At 60.4% G+C, this 23147-nt stretch carries 20 protein-coding genes; 11 read left to right on the top strand and 9 right to left on the bottom strand.

The features are described from left to right. The first annotated feature begins 470 nt into the window (after positions 1–470). The 6 genes from FE840_RS13975 (at position 471) to FE840_RS13950 (ending at position 7033) form a co-directional block, all read left to right on the top strand. On the top strand, positions 471–1874 hold the full coding sequence (locus FE840_RS13975; protein ID WP_138286107.1) for an L-serine ammonia-lyase: 1404 nt from the start codon (positions 471–473) through the stop codon (positions 1872–1874). A 90-nt stretch (positions 1875–1964) separates the two neighbouring features. Then, entirely contained in the window at positions 1965–2402 is a 438-nt protein-coding gene (locus FE840_RS13970) for a DUF1489 family protein (protein ID WP_138286106.1), read from the top strand. A 108-nt stretch (positions 2403–2510) separates the two neighbouring features. Next, entirely contained in the window at positions 2511–3146 is a 636-nt protein-coding gene (locus FE840_RS13965) for a tyrosine-protein phosphatase (protein ID WP_246318779.1), read from the top strand. A 155-nt stretch (positions 3147–3301) separates the two neighbouring features. Continuing rightward, entirely contained in the window at positions 3302–4300 is a 999-nt protein-coding gene (locus tag FE840_RS13960) for a TAXI family TRAP transporter solute-binding subunit (RefSeq protein WP_138286105.1), read from the top strand. A gap of 81 nt (positions 4301–4381) precedes the next feature. After that, positions 4382–6463, top strand: a complete 2082-nt coding sequence (locus tag FE840_RS13955; RefSeq protein ID WP_138286104.1) for a TRAP transporter permease — start codon at positions 4382–4384, stop codon at positions 6461–6463. Positions 6464–6610: 147 nt separating this feature from the next. Continuing rightward, entirely contained in the window at positions 6611–7033 is a 423-nt protein-coding gene (locus tag FE840_RS13950) for a GlcG/HbpS family heme-binding protein (RefSeq protein ID WP_138286103.1), read from the top strand. Between the two features lie 85 nt (positions 7034–7118). On the opposite strand, the gene FE840_RS13945 is transcribed toward FE840_RS13950, so the two are convergent. From FE840_RS13945 to FE840_RS13925, 5 genes are all read right to left on the bottom strand, one after another. After that, on the bottom strand, positions 7119–8399 hold the full coding sequence (locus FE840_RS13945; protein WP_138286102.1) for a TRAP transporter large permease: 1281 nt from the start codon (positions 8397–8399) through the stop codon (positions 7119–7121). Further along, positions 8396–8887 carry a TRAP transporter small permease gene (locus FE840_RS13940; RefSeq protein WP_138286101.1) on the bottom strand — a complete coding sequence of 164 codons (492 nt, stop codon included), beginning with the start codon at positions 8885–8887 and terminating at the stop codon, positions 8396–8398. Before FE840_RS13940 ends, FE840_RS13945 begins: the two co-directional genes overlap by 4 nt. A 33-nt stretch (positions 8888–8920) precedes the next feature. Then, positions 8921–9910, bottom strand: a complete 990-nt coding sequence (locus FE840_RS13935) for a C4-dicarboxylate TRAP transporter substrate-binding protein (protein WP_138286100.1) — start codon at positions 9908–9910, stop codon at positions 8921–8923. A gap of 80 nt (positions 9911–9990) precedes the next feature. After that, positions 9991–11067 carry an Ldh family oxidoreductase gene (locus FE840_RS13930; protein ID WP_138286099.1) on the bottom strand — a complete coding sequence of 359 codons (1077 nt, stop codon included), beginning with the start codon at positions 11065–11067 and terminating at the stop codon, positions 9991–9993. Further along, positions 11064–11804: an SDR family oxidoreductase gene (locus FE840_RS13925; RefSeq protein WP_138286098.1), complete on the bottom strand. Its 741-nt coding sequence runs from the start codon at positions 11802–11804 to the stop codon at positions 11064–11066. Before FE840_RS13925 ends, FE840_RS13930 begins: the two co-directional genes overlap by 4 nt. A gap of 132 nt (positions 11805–11936) precedes the next feature. On the opposite strand from FE840_RS13925, the gene FE840_RS13920 reads away from it, so the two are divergent. The 3 genes from FE840_RS13920 to dusA all read left to right on the top strand — a co-directional run bounded on the left by FE840_RS13920 (position 11937) and on the right by dusA (position 15093). Continuing rightward, positions 11937–12929, top strand: coding sequence for a GntR family transcriptional regulator (locus FE840_RS13920; protein WP_138286097.1), 993 nt, complete (start codon positions 11937–11939; stop codon positions 12927–12929). Between the two features lie 70 nt (positions 12930–12999). Further along, positions 13000–13743, top strand: a complete 744-nt coding sequence (locus FE840_RS13915; RefSeq protein WP_138286096.1) for an SDR family NAD(P)-dependent oxidoreductase — start codon at positions 13000–13002, stop codon at positions 13741–13743. 288 nt (positions 13744–14031) lie between these two features. Further along, positions 14032–15093: a tRNA dihydrouridine(20/20a) synthase DusA gene (gene dusA / locus FE840_RS13910; protein WP_138286095.1), complete on the top strand. Its 1062-nt coding sequence runs from the start codon at positions 14032–14034 to the stop codon at positions 15091–15093. 68 nt (positions 15094–15161) lie between these two features. Here the strand turns inward: dusA and FE840_RS13905 are convergent, their stop codons facing one another. Next, positions 15162–15374, bottom strand: coding sequence for a cold-shock protein (locus FE840_RS13905; protein ID WP_138286094.1), 213 nt, complete (start codon positions 15372–15374; stop codon positions 15162–15164). A 492-nt stretch (positions 15375–15866) separates the two neighbouring features. On the opposite strand from FE840_RS13905, the gene FE840_RS13900 reads away from it, so the two are divergent. Then, on the top strand, positions 15867–16487 hold the full coding sequence (locus FE840_RS13900; RefSeq protein ID WP_171033656.1) for a J domain-containing protein: 621 nt from the start codon (positions 15867–15869) through the stop codon (positions 16485–16487). 44 nt (positions 16488–16531) lie between these two features. Here the strand turns inward: FE840_RS13900 and FE840_RS13895 are convergent, their stop codons facing one another. Beyond that, positions 16532–17158, bottom strand: a complete 627-nt coding sequence (locus FE840_RS13895; RefSeq protein WP_138286093.1) for a hypothetical protein — start codon at positions 17156–17158, stop codon at positions 16532–16534. 1510 nt (positions 17159–18668) lie between these two features. Here FE840_RS13895 and FE840_RS13890 point away from each other — a divergent pair. Then, positions 18669–18962 (top strand): DUF6074 family protein, encoded by a 294-nt coding sequence (locus FE840_RS13890; RefSeq protein ID WP_138286092.1) that lies wholly within the window; start codon positions 18669–18671, stop codon positions 18960–18962. Between the two features lie 720 nt (positions 18963–19682). On the opposite strand, the gene FE840_RS13885 is transcribed toward FE840_RS13890, so the two are convergent. Together FE840_RS13885 and uvrB are read right to left on the bottom strand one after the other, a co-directional pair. Beyond that, the gene (locus tag FE840_RS13885; RefSeq protein WP_138286091.1) at positions 19683–19883 is read right to left on the bottom strand and encodes a hypothetical protein; all 201 of its coding nucleotides are present in this window, start codon (positions 19881–19883) and stop codon (positions 19683–19685) included. Between the two features lie 16 nt (positions 19884–19899). Next, positions 19900–23064, bottom strand: a complete 3165-nt coding sequence (uvrB, locus tag FE840_RS13880) for an excinuclease ABC subunit UvrB (protein ID WP_138286090.1) — start codon at positions 23062–23064, stop codon at positions 19900–19902. Between the last annotated feature and the right edge of the window lie 83 nt (positions 23065–23147).

Raw genomic sequence — 23147 nt, 5'->3', positions numbered from 1 at the left:
CATTTTTGCGGTTGCGATAGCGCCGGTATTTTAATAGTAAGGTGCCAGAAAGCGGTCGGGGGACGGCTTTTACACATGTGAGTTCTCAAGCGGAGTTTCCATGGAAGGAAGTGTCCAGAAGTCGTGCTGGGGCGTCACTTTCAGAGCTCTGATCGGATTTGGCGGCGTTGTTTGTGTTGCCTATCTTTTCGGAAGTTTCTGACGTCAGCATGGTCAGTTTTGGTGAAGAGCGCGGTCCCAAGCCGCGCTTTTTCCGTTTATGGCTCTGCGGTCTTTCGGATTGATCCCGTCGGACACGTCCGCGCAGTTTCCCAATGCCCTGTCATGGCATGTCGCGCCCTTACCAGCATATGTCGATCCCGACCGCATCTAACATGAGGCGATCCTCTAGACCTTGAAAGAAAGTCGTGGTCCCTTGCTGGATCGTTCCGGTTATGACGGACCGCACATAGTACAGGGGATCCTATTGCATGTTTCTTTCGGTGTTTGACGTCTTCAAGATCGGCGTTGGTCCTTCGAGTTCTCACACCATGGGACCGATGACGGCGGCAAACCGCTTCCTCGAACTCATTCTGTCCGATCTGTGGCCACGTCCGGTCGGTGCACAGGTGGCCGGTTTGAAAGTGAGCCTGCATGGTTCGCTCGCCTATACCGGGATTGGCCATGGTACGGGGGATGCCGTCATCATTGGCCTGATGGGGGAGGCGCCCGACACGGTCGATCCCGATCGCATGGCCGACATGATTGCCGAAGTCGCTCGCAAAGGGCGTGTTACACCGCACGGTCATCCGGCTTATGAGTTCAACCCGAAGGATGACCTTGTCTATGACAAGAAGACTCCCCTGTCCGGTCATGCCAATGGGATGCGTTTCACAGCGCTTGATCGTGATGGACGTGTCCTGCTGACAACGATCTACTATTCGATTGGCGGTGGCTTTGTTGTCACGGACACCGAACTGGCCGCCATGCAGAAGGCGAAGAAGTCGTCCCAGGGGAGCCAAAAGGTGCCATATCCCTTTGCGTCCGCAAGCGAAATGCTGGATATGGCGCGTGCGTCCGGGCTCACGATCGCGCAGATGAAGCGGGCAAATGAGGAAGCGGTCATGAGCCGGGAGGAACTGGATTCAGGTCTTGACCGAATCTGGGAAGCGATGAGCGGCTGCATTGACCGGGGTCTCAGGCAGGAGGGCCAGTTGCCCGGCGGGCTGAAGGTCAGGCGCCGTGCCAAATCGATCCACGATAAGCTGCAGGAGGAATGGCGTTCCAACCGGCAGAACCCGCTTCTCGCCAATGACTGGCTCTCCGTCTATGCCATGGCGGTCAATGAGGAAAACGCGGCAGGTGGACGGGTCGTCACATCGCCGACAAATGGGGCGGCGGGGGTCGTGCCGGCGACGATTCGCTACTATCTGCATTTCCATCCCGATGCTGATCAGGAAGGTATCCGCGATTATCTTCTGACTGCGGCGGCGATTGGCGGCATCATCAAGCACAATGCCTCCATTTCAGGGGCCGAGGTTGGCTGTCAGGGCGAAGTCGGATCGGCATCCGCCATGGCCGCAGCCGGTCTTGCTGCGGTGATGGGCGGAAGCCCCGAGCAGATTGAAAATGCCGCCGAAATTGCCCTTGAACACCATCTCGGCATGACTTGCGACCCAGTGGCCGGTCTTGTTCAAGTCCCGTGTATCGAGCGCAATGCGCTGGGCGCAGTCAAGGCAGTCACAGCTGCGTCGCTCGCAATCAAGGGCGATGGGCAGCATTTCGTGCCGCTTGATGCCTGTATCGAAACCATGCGCCAGACGGGCAATGACATGAGCGAGAAATACAAGGAGACATCGCTTGGCGGTCTCGCCGTCAATGTCGTGGAGTGCTGAGCGGATTTTCTGCCATCGAAACTGGGGAGCGGTCCAGGTGGCGGCTTTTCCGATCTTGACGAAGCTGGCCAACTGGCTATCTCCGGGCAGATGACGCTCCATCTGATCAAGCTCTGTGTCGGTGCAGATTCCGTCGAGGATTTGCGCCAGTGGGTCGAAAACCGCGCCGCACTGGCCGTGGCGGCGGGCTTGCCTGCGCAATCGAGCCATGTCACACGCATGGTGCCCAAGCGTCGCGACGAACTCCTTGATGGCGGCTCTCTCTACTGGATCATTAAGGGACAGATCGCAGCTCGCCAGCAACTTCTAGACCTGAAAACGCTGACCGGTGCGGACGGGATCACCCGTTGCGAGCTTGTTCTTGCGCCGGAGGTGATCGATACCGCAATGGTGCCAAGGCGCCCCTTCCAGGGCTGGCGCTATCTTGATCCGGATGCTGCCCCGCGTGACCTTGCATCTTCCGGTCAGGATCTCTCCGACATGCCGGAAGCCCTGAAGCGAGAACTCGCAGAGCTCGGGCTGCTCTAGCCGGTCTTTCGCGCGCCATTCATGCCGAAGCATCGGTGTAATCCGTTTTGCCACTGTTTAGCCTCGAATTGAGCCGACAACGTCGACGAACAATGGCGAGGCGCGCGTATGATGTCCAAAAATGAGAAAATCAAATATTCGCGACAGACTCCATCTTCGGGTGAGAACAGGGGATTTGCACTACGTAAAGATTTCCTTTCACGTTTCGCGATGGCATTCGGTCTAGGTATAGCTGCGGTCGCAATCTACATCGGCCAACTTATTCTGTTTGGAAACTTCCACGAAATCATTCCCGGTCAGTATTATCGCTCGGCACAGCTTTCAGGTGAACGGCTGGGAGCAGAAATTGATCGTTATGGTATTCGCACCGTGATCAACCTGCGGGGCGAGCATGTTGGTACCCCCTGGTATGATGAGGAGGTCGAGGCCACGGCAAGTCGAGGCGTCACATTGGTCAATTTTGGCATGTCTGCGCTTCGTGAGCTCCCGCCCCAACAGGTTCAACAATTGCTCGCCATTCTCAAGACGGCTGAGCAGCCCATGCTCGTGCATTGCATGTCCGGCGCAGATCGGACCGGTCTTGCCTCCGTCATGTTTCTTCAGCAGGTTGCTGGCGTCGATGAAGAAACTGCCGAATGGCAACTTTCGCCGTTTTACGGGCATCTCAACCTGCCATTCCTTGGTGCCTATGCCATGGATGATACATGGGAGGCATTGGAGCGGGTTGCAGGGATTGACAGCTAACGCACTTAGGGCTGCAAAAAGCTAAAAAATGTGCAGCAACAAGGAGTTTACGCGCTGAGCGTGGTCTCAAGGGGTTCCTTTGTGCCTGCTAAAATGGCACAAATTGACATGTCAGAACCATAATCCAGAAAACTGACAACAGCAGAGGAGACACAATGTTCAGAAAGCTGACAATTGCGACAATGCTCGCATTCATGGTGGGCGGTGCTGCGAGCGCCCAGGACCTCAACTTCTTCCGCATTGGAACAGGGGGCACTGCCGGGACCTACTATCCGATCGGCGGCCTTCTGGCCAATGCCATCTCCAATCCTCCCGGCTCGCGCTCCTGCGAAGAGGGCGGAAGCTGCGGCGTACCTGGCCTGATTGCGTCTGCCGTGTCGTCGAATGGCTCGGTTGCCAATGTCAATGCGATTGCAGGTGGTACGCTCGAGTCGGGTTTTGCTCAGTCGGATGTTGCCAATTGGGCCCATTCCGGCACCGGGATCTGGGAAGGCAAGCCACCGGTTGAGAAGCTGCGCGCCATTGCCAACCTCTATCCGGAATCGATCCACCTCGTTGCCCGTGCCGATGCCGGAATCACGTCGGTGGCCGATCTGAAGGGCAAGAAGGTGTCGCTCGACGAGCCGGGCTCCGGTACCCTGGTTGACGCACGCATCATTCTGGAAGGCTATGGCCTGTCGGAATCGGATGTCCAGGCCGAGTTTCTGAAGCCAAACCAGGCCGCCGACCGTATGCGTGACGGCCAGATGGATGCCTTCTTCTTCGTTGGCGGTTTCCCGGCCGGTGCTATTGCCGAACTGGCCAGCCAGATGCCGATCACCCTTGTTCCGATCGAAGGTGAGGGCGCTGCGGCTATTCGCGAGAAGTATCCCTTCTTCGCGGAAGACCGCGTTCCTGCCGGCACCTATGAAGGTGTTGCCTCCGATGTCTCGACGCTCGCCGTTGGTGCACAGTGGATCACCTCGGCGGATCAGCCCGAAGACCTGATCTATGGCATCACCAAGGCTCTGTGGAACGAAAATACCCGCAAGCTGCTCGATAGCGGCCATGCCAAGGGCAAGGTCATTCGTCCGGAAACCGCGCTATCGGGCGTCGGCATCCCGCTCCATCCGGGCGCTGAGCGCTTCTACCGCGAAGCTGGTCTGCTGAAGTAATCCGACCCGTCGGATCTCAGGAAGGCGGGGCGGCCAGTCTGCCCCGCCATTTTTCGTTTACGAATGACAGGGAATATCGGCATGCAGAAGCATGAGACATCAAACGAGACACCGCAGCTTTCGGCGGAAGAGCTGCAGGCCATCGAGCAACGCTTTGATCCGGAGACACGTTTCCGGACGGTCTCGCCAAAGCTCTCCTATGCGGTCGGTGCCATTCTTTTCCTGCTCTCGGCCTATCATTTCTACACGGCCGGTTTCGGCATTCCCCGCGCAACGACCCATGCCGGTGCCCATTTGGGCGTCACTCTCTTCCTGGTCTTTCTGTCCTTTTCGGCGTTGAGCGGTCGGATCACGACGCCAAGCTGGCATGCGCCGCTGGGTTTGCCGCTCATTGACTGGCTTTTCGCGCTTTCCGGTGCGGCTGCGGCCTTTTATGTGCCCTGGGTCTATGACCAACTCGCCTTTCGTGTCGGCAATCCGCTGACCATCGACATCGTCATGGGTACTGTCCTGATTGTCGCATTGCTTGAGGCTGTGCGGCGTTCGATGGGCTGGCCGCTCCCGGTGATTGCCATCCTGTTCATGGCCTATGCCTATTTCGGCCGTTCCATGCCGGGCGTGCTTGTCCACCCGGGCGCAAGCTGGACGAATATCGTCAATCACCTCTATCTGACATCGCAGGGGATTTACGGCACCGCGCTTGGCGTCATTGCCACCTATGTCTTCCATTTCGTGCTGTTTGGCGTGATGGCGACGAAGATCGGCCTGGGGCAGCTGTTCATTGACCTCGCCTCCGCCGCTGCCGGTCGTTATTCCGGTGGACCTGCCAAGGTCTCGGTTCTGTCGTCAGCCTTGCTTGGTTCGATTTCCGGCTCGTCGATCGCCAATACGGTCACGACCGGTGCGCTCACCATTCCCGCCATGGTGCGGATCGGGTATCCCCGCCACTTCGCAGCCGCCGTGGAGGCAGCTGCCTCCACCGGTGGCCAGATCACGCCACCTGTCATGGGTGCCGTTGCCTTTCTCATGATCGAATATCTCGGCATTCCGCTGACGATGATCCTGACGGCGGCGCTTGTTCCGGCCTTCATGCATTTCTACGGCGTGCTTGTTCAGGTTCATCTCGAAGCACGCCGCCTTGGCCTGCGCGGCCTTAGTGCGGCGGAACTGCCGAATGTGATGAAGGTTCTGCGTGAAGGCTGGTTGAGCCTGTTGCCGCTGATCCTTCTGATCGTCGTTCTGCTGTCGGGCCGGACGCCCTTCGCTGCGGCCTTCTGGGCAATCGTTGCCTGTATCGTGGTTCTCGTCATCCAGTCGGTCACCCGCCATGGTCTGGCCGATGGCTTCCGCGTGGCGCTGCTCGGGCTCTGGGAAGGCTTCGTCATGGGCGCGAAGCAGTCGCTTTCCGTGACTGTGGCCGCAGCCCTTGTCGGGGTGGTGATCGGCATCGTGACGCTGACCGGTGTCGGCTTCAAGCTCGCCTATATGGTGACGGGGCTGGCACAGGGCTGGGCAACGGATCTGCATGCCACGCTCGCGGTCCTGCCGTTTGAAGTGATGACGGTTCCGACCATGACGCTGCTCTTCACGCTGATCCTCACCGCCGTCGTCTGCATCCTGATGGGTGCCGGCATTCCGACCACCGCCAATTACATCATCATGGTCGCGGTTGCAGCACCGATCCTCGGCCTTCTCGGCGTCGAGCCGATCGTCGCGCATTTCTTCGTCTTCTATTACGGAGTGCTCGCCGATATCACGCCGCCGGTCGCGCTTGCAGCCTATGCGGCTTCGGGCATTGCCGGGGCGAATGCTTTTAAGGCCGGCAATACGGCCTTCCGCCTGTCCATGGGCAAGGTGCTGGTGCCCTTCGTCTTCGTCTTTTCGCCCTCGGTGCTGATCGTGACACAGGATTTCACCTGGCAGGCTTTTGGTCTTGCCGTCGCTGGTCTGCTTGCGGGCATCTGGTTGCTGTCGGCTGCCATTTCCGGCTGGCTTTTCACCACGCTCTGGCGGATCGAACGTTTTGTCCTGGTGATATCGGCCATCCTGCTGGTCGTTCCGGAAATGCTTGTCACGGTGATCGGCGTGGCCCTTGCGATGCCGATCATCATCCGGCAATGGTTCGCCGCCCGCGAAACAAGCCCCGCTGGCAGCGGCGGGTGATGGTCCCTGCCGGCTTGCACACGCAATTGTCTGTCGCTTCTTTCCATCGTGTGTGGCATGAAGCGGCAGCGCGTCACCCGGCCATTTGAAAGCCGTTGGCAGCACCGGTCTGGTGGTCGCGTTTCGTGAACAGGGAGAGCGGATAGCATGAGCGAATTCTTTGAAGAATCTGCGCAGATGACGGATCGTGGTGTGATGGCCATGTTGAATGCGGCGATTGCCAAGGCGGGTGACATGGGGCAGCCGCAATGCATCGTCATTGTTGACCAGAGCGGCGTGGTGCTTGGGTCGTTTCGCATGCGCGGAGCTCGCTTCCTGTCACTGAAGAGCGCGCTTGCCAAGGCGCGGACGGCAGCCTCGATCAATGGCGCGACAGCCTCCATTCCCGAACAGGCACGGCTCCTTCTCTCTGGTGCAACCCAGGGCGCCGTCACGGGCTTGAAGGGCGGTCTGCCAATCCGGATGAATGGTGTCCTCGTCGGCGGTATCGGCATCGGCTCCGGCTCGGGCGAGCAGGACGAAGAGGTTGCGCGCGCCGCTCTCGATGCGATTGGCGCAGACCAGCCCTGATCTTCAGCGGCTGGCGCCCGGGCTGGTCTACGCCAGCCCGATCGCGTCTCTCTCGCTCACCATTTGCATGCGCCCCATCCACGGGTCAGCCGAACAGCAGTTTGGGTAGCCACAATGCTGCTGCGGGTACGAAGACCAGGATGATGGCCACCAAACTCACGGCGATCATGAAGGGGATCGACTCGCGGGTGTAGTCGCCGATGCGCACTTTCAGGATCGAGCAGACCGTATACATCGCAGCACCGACCGGCGGGGTAAAATTGCCAATGGTGGCGGCGATGATGAAAACAATGCCGAAATGGACTGGATCTCCGTCCAAGCTGCGGATCAGCGGCAGAAAGATGGGGGTGAGCATGATGATCAGCACGGTGGCGTCGATGACGAGCCCTGCAATCAGCACCGAAATGGCGATCAGCACCATGATCAGCGAGAGATTGTCCGTCAGCCCCAGGATTGCGCCGGCAATCGCCTCGGGTACGCGTTCAAGCACGATGCCATAGGAAAAGATGGCTGAAAGCGCGATCAGGAACATCACCGAGCCAACGTCGCCAAGACTGCCTTCCATCGCTTCGGCAAAGCTTTTCACCTTGAGCTGGCGGTAAATGATGACCCCGACAAATATGGCATAGAGCACGGCGAAGGCGCCGATTTCGGACGGGGTGAAAATGCCCGCGCGCAACCCGAACAAGAGGATGACCGGGAAGAGCAGCGCCCAGATGCCGCCGCGGAGCGCCGTGCCCAGTTCTTTCAGCGTGACGCGGCTTTTCCGCTCCGGCTGATAGTTGCGGGCATTGGCGGTAATCCAGACGGCCACCGTCAGCGCAAGCCACAACATCAGTGCTGGAACGATGCCGGCGGCAAACATGCGTCCGATCGAAACCTGACCGATGGAGCCGTACAGAATCATGCCGATGCCGGGCGGGATGATCGGGGTCAGGATCGCTCCGAAGGAAAGCACGCCGGCGGTAAAGCCGGGCGAAAAGCCACGCTTGATCATGGGTTCGCCCAGCATGCGTGATTGCATGGCGGCGTCAGCGATGGCCGAGCCAGAGACGCCGCCCATCAGGGCGGATAGTGCAATCGAAACCTGCGCCAGACCGCCTTTGAGGCGTCCTGTCATCACGAGGGCGAGATTGAGGAGCTGCTCGGTAATGCCCGAGCGGTTCATGAAATTGCCCGCGAGAATGAAGAGTGGCACGGCCAGCAGCGCAAAATTCTGCGTCTGGCTGACGGTCACCTGTACGGGAATGGTAAAGGGCAGTTCGGGGTGCTGAACGAAAAAGATGGCCCCCGAAATACCGATGGCGAATGCCACGGGCATGCCCATCGCCAGCAGCACGAGAAAGGCTATGGCCACGAGGATCATGGTCTGGCCCCCTTGGTACTGGCTGCATTGGGTCCGAGGTCGCGTCGCATCTTGATGATCGTGGTGATGAGCATCAGGGTCGCACCCACTGGCAAGCTGGCCGTGACCCAGCTGTAGCTGACGCCGGGGATCCCCTGGAAGCTGCGCGCCCTGCTGGTCCAGGTCAGTTGGAAGCCCGAATAGATCAGATAGACGAGGAAGGCCGCGATCAGCAGATAGTTTATCAGCATCATCAGGCGCTGGAAGGATGGCGAGAAGCGGGTCACCAGAGCGTCGATCGACATGAAGAGATCCTTGCGCCAGGCGATGTCTGCGCACAGGAATGCGGCCCAGGCGAAGGCGCAGGTGGCGATGTCTATGGTCCAGTTGAGTGGCATGCGACTGAGCCGTGCCACGCCTCCGGTAAAGATCATCGCCACCATGACAAGCAGGAAAGCTCCGGCGAGGATGGCTTCTAGCCTGATGAAGCCTTGGTAGAGCTTTTGCATGAGTCCGCGTCCTCGCCGGTGAAATGGGCCGGATTACTTCTTGCCGATTTCGCTGTAGATCTTGGCGCGCGCCTCGCTGAGGCCCAAGGCGTCATAGGCTGCCATGCCCGCTTGCTTGAACGGGGCAAGGTCGATGTCATCGACAATGGTCATGCCTTTGTCGACCAGGGTCTGCTTTGCTGTCTTGGCGGCCTCGGCCATGGTGGCCGACGTATTCTGTCCGGCCGTACGGCACTCTTCGACCAGAGCGGTTTGATAGTCGGCGGGCAGCTTGTTGAACCACTCGTTGCTCACCACCTGGAAGTTGATCAGCTTGATATGTGCCGTCTCATTGGCATAGTCGAGCACCTCGAAGAGGTTGCCGGCCGTTATGTTGGGGTAAACGAGTTCGGCACCATCGATCGCCATCTGCTGCAGGCCCGGATAGACGTCGCCGAAGGCCATGGCGGTCGGTGCTGCGCCCAGTGCGCGGATGGATTCCTGCCAGATCGGGGCAGGTGGGGTGCGGATACGCAGGCCCGCCAAGTCCTCGGGTGAGCGGATCGCCTTGTTGGTGAAGAAGTGCCGGTCGCCCTGAACCCAGTCGAAGCAGACCACCTTGATGCCGTGTTCATCCGCCAGTTTCTGCTGCCATTCGACCATGGAGGGCGCGGTAGCAAGGGCAAAGGCCTCCTCGTTGCTATCGACGAAATAGGGCCCGTTCACCACGGCCAGTTCCTTGACGTAATTGCCGAGGCGGGCGGCATCGGTGTTCTGCCCGATATTGGCGCCCTGGCGGATCTGCTCGATGATGTCTTCTTCGACGCCAAGCTGGGCTGAGGGGAAGACCTCGATGGTCAGCCCGCCATTGGTTCTTTCCTTGACGGCTTCGGCCCATGCGAGGAAGCCCTGGTGGAAGGGCTCGGACGGGCCGAGCACGTGGTTGAAACGCAGCGTGTGGTTTTCCTGGGCATGCGCGCTTGCAATTCCGGTAAGGGTCGTGGCTGCCACGAGCATTGCGGCAAGCTGTATGGTCTTTCTCATGCTGTTCCTCCCTTGTGTGGAATACTGGGTTGATCTGCGGCGGCTCTCCTCAGCTCACCGTCCTGCATTCGCCCTGGTGCTCACGCGTTCCAGGGTAACTCTACGGCATGCCTCTGCGCCAAACGCTCAAAGGCCGCCTGCGTATCCGGATCTATCGGCACGCCTGCGACGTCCCGCTCCCGGGCCACCGTCCATTCACGGTCGCCTGGCGCCATGACTTCTGCACCTTCGCGCACCGCCGAGTTTCTGAGCGCCTCGACATAGCGCCGCATGCCCTCATCGAAGATTTTCCGGTCCACAACTGCATCGGGCCGGATGGCAAGGGTAAAAGCTCCCATTTGTCGGGGCGTGTGCTTGTCTGTTCCGCCCATCGGCAGGATTTCATGGCTGAGTTTCATGCCGGAAAGCACGGCCGAGAAAATCTCTACCATGCCGGCCAGGCCCGCACCCTTGAAACCGAACTCGCCGCCCAGCGGCGCCAGCATTTCAACCAGTGACGCGTCTGACGTGTCGCGCCCGTAACCGTCTGATGCGGTGGCCTCGGGCAGGGGCTTGCCGAGGCTCTGATAGAGCTTCACCCGGTTGTAGGGAATGGCGCTGGTTGCCATGTCGAAAAGCCATGGATCCTGCTGGCTTATCGGCACCGCCATGGCAATCGGATTGGTGCCGTGAAATCTTTCGGCACCCCCGTGCAGCCGTACGAAACTGTCGGAGTTGCAGAATGTGATGCCGATATAGCCCTTCTCAGCCGCTTCCAGCGCAAATGCTCCTGCCGGCCCGAAATGTGAGGAATTGCAAACCGAAACAGCGCCTATTCCCGCCTCTTCGGCAAGCGCGATTGCATGCTGCATGCCGAGATAGGCGCCGAGTGCACCATGGCCGTTGTCGGCGTCGAGACGGCCAACGCCGGCAAAGGTACGTCGGAAAGTGGGGCGGGGCGCCTTGTTGACCCGTCCACCCTCGAACACCGAGACATAGTGGTCAAGCAGACGGACCCCGTGACTGTCGACGCCCAGGCGGGATCCGTGCAGCATGGCGCGAGTGGCCGCGTCACGGCTAGCTGCGTCGACGCCGACTGCGTCGAGCACCGTACGAATGAAGCGGTCGAGTTGGACAATCCCTGCGCGCTTTGCGCTGCGTTCACTTAAGCCGCTCACAGTGTCTGCCCCCCATCAACGACAAGCACCGTCCCTGTCGTGAATGTACTCTCATCGCTCGCGAGATAGACGCAGGCAGCGGCCATTTCCTCGAGCGTGCCCAGCCGACCCATGGGCTGGCGCGCGATAAAGGCAGCCCGAGTCGCTGCCGGATCCGGCGTGGCGTTGATGCGTTCGTTCAGCGACGGCGATTCAGTTGTGCCAGGCGCAAGAACGTTGCAACGGATGCCCTGGCCGATGAAGTCGCGGGCCACCGCCTTGCTCAGCCCGATCAGCGCCGCCTTGGATGCGCCATAGGCCGCGCGGTTCGCCACTCCGGTGATCGAGGACGCGACTGAGGCAATATTGACGATCGAGCCAGATCCGCGGGCAAGCATTCCTGGTAGGGCGGCCCGCATCGTCCGAAAGCAGGCGGTGACATTCTGATCCAGGCTGCGCGCCCAATCAGCATCGTCACAGTCCAGAATCGTACCGCTGTGCACCCAGCCGGCACAGTTGACGAGAATGTCCACCGGCCCGACTTCGGCGAAGGTCTTCTTGATCGCCGTGTCGTCGGTCACGTCCATGGCCGATACGGATATCGCGTCTGCCCGATCGAGGTCGGCAAGCTTGTCCGGCGACCGGCTGGTCGCGATAACCTGCGCGTCTTCTGCCGCCATGGCCAGCGCCACCGCTCTGCCTATCCCTTGTCCGGCACCTGTGACCAGTGCCCTTTTGCCGGTCAGTCGCCCTACCACGTTACGTCTCCTTAATGTCTTATGTGCACAATAGACATTATTTGACCTGCGATGCAAGGGGTGGAGATGTTGTCCTTCGACAATGTGATTGCTATGCTGATCGCACCAAGGGGGTAAGGCGTCATCGAAACCATGGCCAGCTCAGCTGCAAATCCGCTCGGCCCGGTGCCGCGCCTTCACACGCAGATCAGGGACATCGTAGCGGCAAGGATCGCGCAGGGGGCTCTGGCTGATGGCGCGCTGCTGCAGGAGTCGCAGTTAGCCTCGGAGTTCGGGATTTCACGGGCGCCGGCACGACACGCCCTGGCCGCGCTTGAGGCCGAAGGTCTCCTTTGTAAGTCTTCGGGGCGCGGTTATCTGGTGGTGGCCAATGCGCAACTGCTTGCGTCCGCCCGCGATACCGGTCTTCCCGAGCCGGCCGTCTCCGTTGATTCGAGCGCCAGCTGGGAGCGCATCTATCAGGAGGTGGAGAACGAAATCATTGCGCGCATCTCCTTTGGCAGCTGGCGGCTGAGCGAAGTGGCTCTCGCCAGTCACTACGGCGTCAGCCGCACGGTCGCCCGTGATGTTGTCGGTCGCCTGCAGCAGCGCGGTCTGGTGCGCAAGGACGATGGTGCCCGCTGGTATGCGCCGGCGCTTACTCCCGACCATATTGGCGAGCTTTACGAAATGCGCTGGCTACTGGAGCCCGCAGCCTTGCTCAAGGCCATCCCCAACCTGCCGGATGGTCTTCTCGACACAATGAGCGCCGACCTCGACGCAGCGATTGCCAAGGCCGAGACGATCGATGGCGAGGTTCTTGATGCGCTTGAACACCAATTGCACGTGCAGTTGCTGGGTTTCTGTGGCCAGAATACGTTGATGCAGGCCATCATCCAGCATCAGTCGCTCCTTGTTGCGCACCAGTTTCTTTACCGTTGGACCCCCAAGCTCTTTCGCTCCGAACCCTTTCTGCCAGAGCACCGCGAAATACTGGATCGTCTCCTTGCTGGTCGGTTCGAAGACGCGTCTCGAAGCCTCAAATGGCATCTGCAATCCTCAAGTGACCGCGTGATCGCCCGCGTCGATCTCATCCAGGACGAATTCCGCACCGAGGGCATTTCCTTCCTCACTCTCGCAAAATAGGAAATCCGGTGACTGGCTCTGGAAAAATGATTTGTGTATACATAATTCGTTTTCAGAGGAGGAGCGGGCAATGAGGCTGAAGGGAAAAACGGCGGTCATCATAGGTGGCAGCGGCGGCATTGGACTGGCTCTTGCCGAAGCCATGGACCGCGAAGGCGCAAGGCTCGCGATCGTGGCGCGCAGCCGTGAGAAGCTCGATCAAGCGGCCCGTGTTCTGTCTGAGCAGACGATCCTGCATCCTGCCGACGTCAATGAACCCACCGCGCTGGATGAGATGGTCGCAAGCGTCACAAGCAAAACGGGCACTCCCGATATTCTGGTCAATTGCCAGGGCACCACGGTGATCAAGCCCACGCTCGATCTCACCCGCGAGGAGTTCGCCGTCGTGATGCGCACCAATATCGAGAGCGTGACCTTTGCTTCCATTGCCTTTGGCCGCGACATGATCGCGCGCGGATCTGGCTCGATCATCAACATTGCTTCCCTGTCGGCCCATCGTGGTTGGCCCCGGGCGACGGTCTATGCCATGTCCAAGCACGCCATCATCGGCCTCACCAAATCCCTTGCCGCCGAATGGGCTCCCCACGGGGTGCGCTGCAATTCCATTTCGCCGGGTTTCTTCATGACCGATCTCAACCGCGAACGTATGCCTGAGGCGCGCAAGCAGGCTGCGCTTGCCCGCACTCCCTATGCCCGCTTCGGGAATGTGGCGGAACTGGCCGGAGCGGCTCTTTATCTTGCGTCGGACGAATCGCGTTTCGTGTCCGGTACCGACATCAATGTCGATGGCGGCTATCTCGCCGCCGGTATCTGATTTCCGGCTGTGGCGACCGGCCTGGCGCGGAGAGTTGCCGTTTGAAGTCTAAGTTCAAGACTGCAGCCGCAGGGCGTCTGTCAAAATTTCCGGTCGCATGATATGCGACACCATCAGGGATGCCCGGACTCGCACTCCTGAGGCGCCGCTGGTATTCTTTTGCTTGCGCAGGCTTGTCCTGGTCCATAACCGTCTCCCGACTTGGTTCCGCTACGGGGCATCCGCTCCACTGAACCAAATCCGGTGCGAGATCTGCGAAAACAGCGCGAGACGCGTTTGCACGAGCCGATGAAGAAAGTGTTGCAGGTGAGCTTGAAAAAAGAAAACGTCAATTATTTCAATGCTCCCGTTTTCGCCGTTGCGCCGATGATCGACTGGACGGATCGGCATTGCCGTTTTTTCCATCGAAAGTTGTCGGCACGGGCTTTGCTTTACACCGAGATGGTGGTGGCGGATGCGATCATTCATGGGCCACGGGAAAAGCTGCTTGGCTTTTCGGAAGAAGAACATCCGGTGGCGCTGCAGCTTGGCGGGTCGGACCCGGCCAAGCTGGTCGAGGCGGTGAAGATTGCCGCCGATTACGGCTATGACGAGATCAATCTGAATGTCGGCTGTCCGTCGGACCGGGTGCAGTCCGGGACATTCGGGGCCTGTCTGATGCAGACGCCGGAGGTTGTGGCAGATTGCGTTTCGGCGATGAAGGCGGTTTCGATCGTTCCCGTGACCGTCAAGTGCCGGATCGGGGTTGACGATCAGGAGCCGGAGGCGGTGCTCCCCGATTTTCTCGGCCGCATGGTGGCGGCAGGTGCGGATGCGATCTGGATCCATGCCCGCAAGGCGTGGCTCAAGGGCCTGAGCCCGCGTGAGAACCGCGAAATCCCGCCGCTCGATTACGCTCTGGTGCATGCGATGAAGCGGGTGCATCCGGCAACCTTCATCGGGATCAATGGCGGGATCACGACGCTTTGCGAGGCGAAGGATCATCTTGCCGTCATGGACGGGGTGATGCTGGGACGGGCGAGCTATCACAATGCGGTGCTGCTGACGGATGTCGACCACGTCATTTATGGCGAGCCGGAGAAGGCATTCGACTGGCAGGCGCTGTGTGCGCAGATGATGGATTATGCGGGCCGAGTGGTGGCCGAAGGCGGTCGCCTCAATCACGTGACGCGGCACATGGTCGGGTTGTTCCAGGGCTATGCGGGGGCGCGGCGCTATCGGCAGATCCTGTCGGCGGATGCGGTGAAGCCTGGGGCAAAACCGGCGGTGATTGCCGAGGCCTTTGCAGCGGTCGACATTGCCGGCGGGCCGAAGGTGCAGGCGCAGGACACTGCGTCGGCGGCGGAATAGGGCGCGCCCGAAAAACGGCGCCCAAAGCAAAAATGGCGCCCCGGTGGAGCGCCATTCGAAAAGTCGGATCAGGCAGCCTGAATGTTGACGGCCTTCGGGCCCTTGCCCATGCGGTCCGGCTCGGTGTCGAAGGTGACCTGCTGGCCATCCTGCAGGGTCTGCATGCCGGAAGCCTGCAGAGCGGAGATATGGACGAACACGTCCTTGGCGCCGCCTTCCGGCGTGATGAAGCCAAAGCCCTTGTCCTGGTTGAAGAATTTTACGGTGCCTCTGGTGGCCATGGGATCGTTCCTTTTCCCGTGTTTTGCGGTTTTTTCCACGCCCGGTCGCCGGGTGTGGAAGCGGTTCGCCCTTCCTTGAAATGAAAAGGGAAGGACCGTCGAGAAGTCGCGATATCGGGGAAAAGACGTCTACAGGCGGGAGAAAGCCCCCAGAACCGCCCCTGGCGGTCGATACAGTCAGTCCAGTCTCCGGGATCAGTAGTACCCGAACACTGGTAGAGGTAGGGGGATTTCCTCGCTTTTGCAAGGGTTAATACTGGCAAAAAACGCGCCAATCGCAGCGGCAAGGGGCTGAATTCCTTAAGAATTAATGGGGTAATGTGAGCATTGCGACACAAACAGCCCTCCATCCCTGCCAGCCCGATGCCCATGGTCTTCTTGATTTTGTATGTCTCGCATGCGTTAATCATGGTTGACGAAACCCTTACGGATGCCTTGATGCGGCCAAAGGAAGACGTTAGGGAAGCTGTCGGGGGTAGGGATGGTTGAACGATGGCAAAACAGGGTGCGTCTGTGATTGATCCCTATGACATACTCGGCGTTCAGCGTGAGGCGGATGAGGCTGCGATCAAGGCTGCCTATCGCAAGGTCGCCAAGAATGCCCATCCCGATGGTGGCGGTGATAGCGAACAGTTCGCAAAGATCAGCGCCTGCTACGAACTCCTGAAGGACCCGGTGCGCCGCAAGGTGTTCGACGATACCGGCTATGACCCGGAACTCGCCGAACCCATGGACCTCAAGGGTCTGATGGTGCTGGAAGGCCTGATCAACGACATGATTCTCGATGAGCGGGAGCCGGGCAGTTTCGATCCGGTCGCGGGCCTGCGCCGAAAGCTCACCGACGACATCCTGAAAGCGCGCTTCCACATTCTCGAACTGGAGCGCCATCGTGCGCGGGTGCGCAAGCATCTGGACCGAATCGGGCGTCGCCCTGAGGCCGATGTGCTGGGGTCGATGCTGAAGGCCCGCTCCGGCTCGATCAGCGAGGCGATCAAGAATGCCGAAGGCCAGATCGCGGCGATCGAACGCGCCTATGCGATGCTGGAAGGCTATTCCTACGAGCTCGAAGTCGTTCCCGCCGAGGGGGAAGACCTGCCAAAGGCTGCGGAATAAGGCTGCTCTTGCCGCCCGACCCGTCTTTGGCGGGATACCGTTCGTCAAACCTCGTCACCCGTGATGGCGATTGCGGCTTCCTTGCGCAAAGCCTCTTCGGCCATCCGTTTCTTCAGGACCAGTCGGGCCTTGCGCCTGAGTGCTTTCCAGGCCCTGAGGTCTCCGCCACAGAAGGGATCATCGCGGTCCACGATGGCGCACAGGTAGTCGACGATTACGTCCACATTGGCCGAGAATTCACCTGCATCCTCGATCTCCCATTCATGGACAGGGACGAGCGGGCTGTTTGCGAGATTACGAAGCGGGGTTTCTAGCTCCTGATGAACAGCGGCGATGTCGCTGAAACGCATTGTTCCGATGCAGGGCGGTACCGAATAGGTTTCCTGGCTGCTCGACGCAGTCCGCCCGGTGACGCGTCGCATCGGCTTCATGCAGCGGCGATGGCGCCGGCAATCGGCAGATGCGCAATTGGGCGGGCCACCGTTGTGCCGGATGAGTGAACGCAAGAGCAGCTCCATTCCGCTTTCCATCGCGGGATCGCTTTGGGCGCGTGTCTTGCGCGCCTTCTTCTCAGCGCTCTTGAGATCTGCCTTCGGGCGGGTCTTTGCTGCGGGGCGCGGACTGGGCGGGCGAGGGCGCGTGTCGCTGGTCGGGGTCTGGCGTGCGGGCATCAGTCATCCTTTCATCCTGTTTTCATCGGGCAAAGCTTCGCCGCCGGTCGGGTTTTACCCTCCGGTTGCGGCCATGTCGGCCTTTGTCTTTCGTCTCGGACAGGGCGCCAGAAGCAACCTATCTAAGTAGTTTATGTGGCTCCTTCCGGCGCCCTGTTCGGTGTCTTCATCATCGCAGTGTCTCGCTGCAGAGGCGGCGGTGACGGGACGATCATTTTCGATCCACCGTCGTCCGGGCTTGAGGGTCGGGTCATGGCATTGGCGCCATACCCTGGCCGGTTGGCCCGGGAGGTTCCCGCCGGATGTGCACCCCCGGCCGGACCCTCAGTCCCGGGGAGGCCCTTTGATCCTTGTCGGATCTTCAGGCTCCCCGCCGTCTTGTCATCCGGCATTTGCGCCGGACGCCTCCTTGTGTGCCTCCCAGGCACGCCCCTTCTGATCAGGCAGGAAGATCAAGAACCGGCCATCCGTGCCGGTTGTCCCTTCTTCCTGGCGAAGGGAGGGAGACCGTTGCGACGCCGTTATCTTGGACCTGCGACAGCCCTCCATCCCGGCACCGGCCCCGCCTCGCCGGACTTCGCAATGTCCGGTGTATCCGAGGGCGGAACGGGGACAGGATAGAACGGGAAAAACGGAGGGGGATGAAAATGGGGTATGGTGATTGGAAAGATTGGGGAATTTGGAATGATCATCCCCCAAAAAGCAGCAAAACTGCGTCGTTAACCCGTAAGGGTTAAGGGGATTTTTTGAGAGGCGAGGTTTCGATCACGGAAGTGTGATCGCAGGTCTTCTCTCTCCCCTGGAGGGAGAGAATGAAATTTCAGCATCTTAGCCTGTGGCTAAGTGCTAGAAATTCCCAGTGAGGGGGAGATTCCTGCCCGCCTCACCACCCCCTCACCAACAAAATCAGAAGCTTAGCCCTGATCGGGCTAACTCTTCGATTTTGTAACCTCTCCCTCAAGGGGAGAGGGAAGGTGCGCGTGGTGACCGTTTCGCCGATCTCCCCCATGCGTGGGAAAAAGCGATTTCGATGAGTTAGGCCAGCGCAAGCGGCCTAAACATCTGAAATCGCAAGAGGGGGGCTCGGTGAGGATGGTGCCACGGGAACTGCGCCCCTCTCCTGGAAAATCTGGAATTTGGGCGGCTTGCGCGCGCCTAAGCCTTCGATTTTCCGTCCTCCCCCGCATGGGGGGAGGTAGACTACAGCGCTTGTGGTCAAATCGTCAGGAGAACTCTCCTCATGATTGAAGCGGGTGCCGATGAATCAATTTTGTGATTTATTTGGTGGAAAAACTGTAAACTCATGTTGACAGTTTTCTATCGCGATTTAGGAATATGGCATACTCCAGTGAGTAGGCCGTTGTTAAAGACCGTAAAGGCTTTGTCACTCCAGTATGACTGGCATGTCATGGAGCAACGATGTCTGGCGCTATCAGAGCCCTGAGAGAAGCACGCTCCTCCATGAACCTATTGGAAGTGCGAAACACTCTTTTGACAAGGGACGTCCGACATGAAGCAAGACGGCATGATTTCTCACGGTGCAGGTTCCATTTCCCATTTTCCGCTGGCCCGCATGGCTGACCTGGTCCGCAGGTCAGCTTGCGCGCTCGACCGGTTGAACGGTCCGCCAGCCAACGCGTTCTGGAGGTCATTATGCGCCGACCTCAAGACCGAACTTTTTCATCAGGGGCTGTCTTACGATGAAGCGCGGGCCGAAATCCTCGATTTTCAGGAGGCGGTGCATCGCGAACTTGTCCAGATGCATGCGGGCGCCGGGCAGGCGCTGAATGCGGCAGCGCGTTGAGGCTGCCGACCTGACGAAGTTGCCAGAAATCGCAGAAGGCTTTGTCCTGATCGGGTGAACTCTCGTATTCTGTAACATCTCCCCCATGCGTGGGAGACGTCGGTGCGGTGGCCGAGTGCGGCGATGCCCATCTCCCCCTTGGCGGGGGAGAAAGCGATTTCGATGAATTAGGCCAGCGCAAGCGGCCTAAACATCTGAAATCGCAAGAGAGGGGCTCGGTGAGGATTGTACCAACATAACCGCGCCCCTCTCCTGGAAAATTTGAAGTTTAGGCGGCTTGCGCGCGCCTAAGCCTTCGATTTTCCGTCCTCCCCCGCATGGGGGGAGGTGGGGTCAGGCCATCTCGATGGGTCACGGGCAAATGTCAGCGTCGGTTCATGCACAGCAGTGGTGATGGTGTGTCGGGCGGTAAATCTTGGCTTCTATTTCCCCCGCAAGGGGGAAGTTGGGGTGGCCGTACGTTATGTCATTCGGACTATCACCCACACCAACCCGACCGCCAGCGCTACCGTCACCGCCCGGACCAGCCATCTCACGCTGCGGGAACGGCTGCGCCAGCCAGCGGTCATGTAACTGAGGATATCGGAGCGAAGGGTGGCAAGCTCTTGCATGGCGTCCGTTGGTGGTGACCGAGGAGGGGTGCAGTCTGCCCCTCCCTAACCCTCCCCACAAGGGGGAGGGGATGGTCTTCATCCCGTCAATCGCCGTGCACGGCCAGATTCACTGGAACCACTGGAAATAGGCGACCCAGGTGAGGAAGGCGAAGAGGGCGCCGAGGAGGGCGCCGGTGAGGGCGCCGATGATGCGGCGGCTCTTCCACAGGAGGGTGCCGAGGATGAGGCCGAGCACGGTGCCGGGCAGGGTGGCGATGAATATCAGGAGCAGGATGTCGGATTCTGAAAAGACGCCAATATCCGACATGATCAGGAACCTCTCGTCATCGGCCCGGTCGTCCCGTCTTGCCCTTGGTGCGGGTCTTGCGCTTCACATCCACCGGGTCCTCGTAGGAGCCGGCGCCGGAGCGGGCGCGGATGATGGGGCGGGGGTCGGAGTCTGTCTGCCCCGCCCTCAAGCTCCTCCTGTCGTCGTCGCTGGCGGGGACCCCGGCGGGCTTCTCCGGCAGCTTGCCGGTCACCGGTTTTTCGGTGCGACCGACGGTCATTTCGTCCAAGCTATTTTTGCGAAAATAGCTTTTTCCCAGTGGCGCGGATTCGCTGTCCTGTCCGGCTGCGCCGTCCAGGGCATCCGCGCTGGTGTTTTTGCGGAAGTAGGCGCTTTCCGCCCCCGATTTCGGCATCAGCACGGCGCCGTCGGCGCCCATGTCGTCCAGCTGGGGTTTCGAGAAATAGCTGCCCTTGCCACCCTCGACCGCCTTCGCCTGATTCTTTCCACTCCCTCTCGTGCCTTCGGCACTCGACGCCTGATTCTTTGCGCTCCCTCTCGCGCCTTCGGCGCTCGACGCCTCTTGCTTGGCGATCGGGTCGTCCATGGCGGCGAGTTCGGCGGCCTTGAGGCGTTTGATTTCGTCGCGCAGGCGGGCGGCGGTTTCGAAGTCGAGGTCGGCGGCGGCGTCGCGCATCTCTTTTTCGAGCGCGTTGAGATGGGCCTGGAGGTTGTTGCCGACGAGGTGGCCGCCATCGGCGAAACCCTTGCCGGAGACGCCGGAGATATCGGCGCGGACGTGGTCGCGCTCGTAGACCGAGTCGAGAATGTCGGAAATGCGGGCCTTGACCGATTCCGGCGTGATGCCGTGTTCGAGATTGTAGGCCATCTGCTTTTCGCGGCGGCGGGCGGTCTCGTCCATGGCGCGCTGCATGGAGCCGGTGATCTGGTCGGCATAGAGGATGACCTTGCCGTCGACATTGCGCGCGGCACGGCCGATGGTCTGGATGAGCGAGGTTTCCGAGCGCAGGAAACCTTCCTTGTCGGCATCGAGGATGGCGACGAAGCCGCATTCGGGAATGTCGAGGCCTTCGCGCAGAAGGTTGATGCCGACGAGAACGTCGAAAGCACCCAAGCGGAGGTCGCGGATGATCTCGATGCGCTCCAGCGTGTCGATGTCGGAATGCATGTAGCGGACGCGGACGCCCTGTTCATGCAGGTATTCGGTGAGGTCCTCGGCCATGCGCTTGGTGAGCACGGTGACGAGGGTGCGGTAGCCCTTCAGCGCCGTGTCGCGGATCTCGCCGAGCACGTCGTCGACCTGGGTCTTGGCCGGGCGGATTTCGACCGGCGGGTCGATGAGGCCCGTGGGGCGGATGACCTGTTCGGCAAAGACGCCGCCGGCCGCTTCCATCTCCCAATTGCCGGGGGTGGCGGAGACGGCGACCGTTTGCGGGCGCATGGCGTCCCATTCCTCGAAGCGTAGGGGGCGGTTGTCCATGCAGGAGGGCAGTCGGAAGCCGTATTCGGCGAGCGTTGCCTTGCGGCGGAAGTCGCCCCTGTACATGCCGCCGATCTGCGGGATGGTGACGTGGCTCTCGTCGATGAAGATCAGGGCGTTGTCGGGGATGTATTCGAACAGCGTCGGCGGCGGCTCGCCGGGCTTGCGACCTGTGAGATAGCGGGAATAGTTCTCGATGCCGGCGCAGGAGCCGGTGGCTTCGAGCATTTCGATATCATATTTCGTCCGCTGTTCGAGGCGCTGGGCTTCGAGCAGGCGGCCGGCGCTCTCGAGCTCGGCGAGGCGGTGCCTGAGCTCCTCCTTGATCGCCTTGATGGCGCCGTTCAGCGTCGGGCGCGGCGTCACGTAGTGGCTGTTGGCGTAGATCTTCACCGACTTCATCTCGCCGGTCTTCTGGCCGGTGAGCGGATCGAATTCGGTGATGCTCTCGATCTCGTCGCCGAAGAGCGTGATGCGCCAGGCGGCATCCTCCAGGTGGGCGGGGAAGATTTCGATCGTGTCGCCGCGCACCCGGAAGGAGCCGCGGACAAAATCCATCTCCCGGCGCTTGTATTGCTGGGCGACGAGGTCGGCCAGGAGCTGGCGCTGGTCGATGCGGTCGCCGACCGACATCTGGAAGGTCATGGCGGTGTAGGTTTCGACCGAGCCGATACCATAGATGCAGGAGACGGAGGCGACGATGATGCAGTCGTCGCGCTCGAGGATGGCGCGGGTGGCGGCGTGACGCATGCGGTCGATCTGTTCGTTGATCGAACTCTCCTTCTCGATGAAGGTATCCGAGCGCGGCACATAGGCTTCCGGCTGGTAATAGTCGTAATAGGAGACGAAATATTCGACCGCGTTGTCGGGGAAGAAGTTCTTGAACTCGGAATAGAGCTGGGCGGCGAGCGTCTTGTTCGGCGCGAGGATGACGGCCGGGCGCTGGGTTTCCTCGATCACCTTGGCCATGGTGAAGGTCTTGCCCGAGCCGGTGACGCCGAGCAGGACCTGGGAGCGCTCGCCGGAATTCAGGCCCTCGACGAGGTCCTTGATCGCGGTTGGCTGGTCGCCGGCGGGCTTGTAGTCGGAGGCCATGCGGATCGGCACGCCGCCTTCGGATTTCTCCGGGCGGGCGGGCCGGTGCGGCACCCAGATCTCGCCGTTCTTGAACAGCGGATTGCCGCTTTCGATGAGTTTGGAGAGGGCGTCGACTGTCGCCGTGACGGCGCCGGTGGCGAGCGATTCGGCCTCTTCCAATGAGACATCCATGCCGGCAATCGGATTGAGGCCGGCGGCGGCGCGGGTCTTGGGGTCGGAGGAGGCGCCGATCGAGACGCCGCGGGAGGTCTTTTGCGAGGTCGTGTGTTTAGCGGTGACTTGTTTTGCGCTCACGCTGTCGTCGCTTTGCGACTTCGCTCCGCGGGGGCCTCGCATGGGCTCGGACGCCCGTTCGGGCTTGCGGCCTGCTGCCGGCTGGTTCGCCTTTTCCAGCGCCACCTTTTCGGCGTGGCGGCGGGCTTCCACCTCGATTTTCTTCCGATGCTTGCCGGCCTTGGAGGCCAGTTCGCGCTGGGTCTCGACCGTGGACGCTTCGGCCTCCGCCTCCAATTGCTTCACCCAATCCGAAACCGAGCCGGAGAGCGGCGCGCCTTCGAATGCGGTCTGCGGGGCTTCCTCGAAACCGGTCGAGGGGGCGGAGGATCTGGGAGACTTGGCCATGCCCGGAATATGGAGAATTGCGTCCCGAAAGGGAAGGGCGGGACGGCAAATTTTTAGAACAAAATAGGAACTCAGCACGAGTT

This window comes from Peteryoungia desertarenae, from assembly GCF_005860795.2.
GTDB classification, from domain to species: Bacteria; Pseudomonadota; Alphaproteobacteria; order Rhizobiales; family Rhizobiaceae; genus Allorhizobium; species Allorhizobium desertarenae.
Note: the sequence above shows the minus strand (reverse complement) of the source record. Positions and strands in the feature narration are given on the sequence as shown.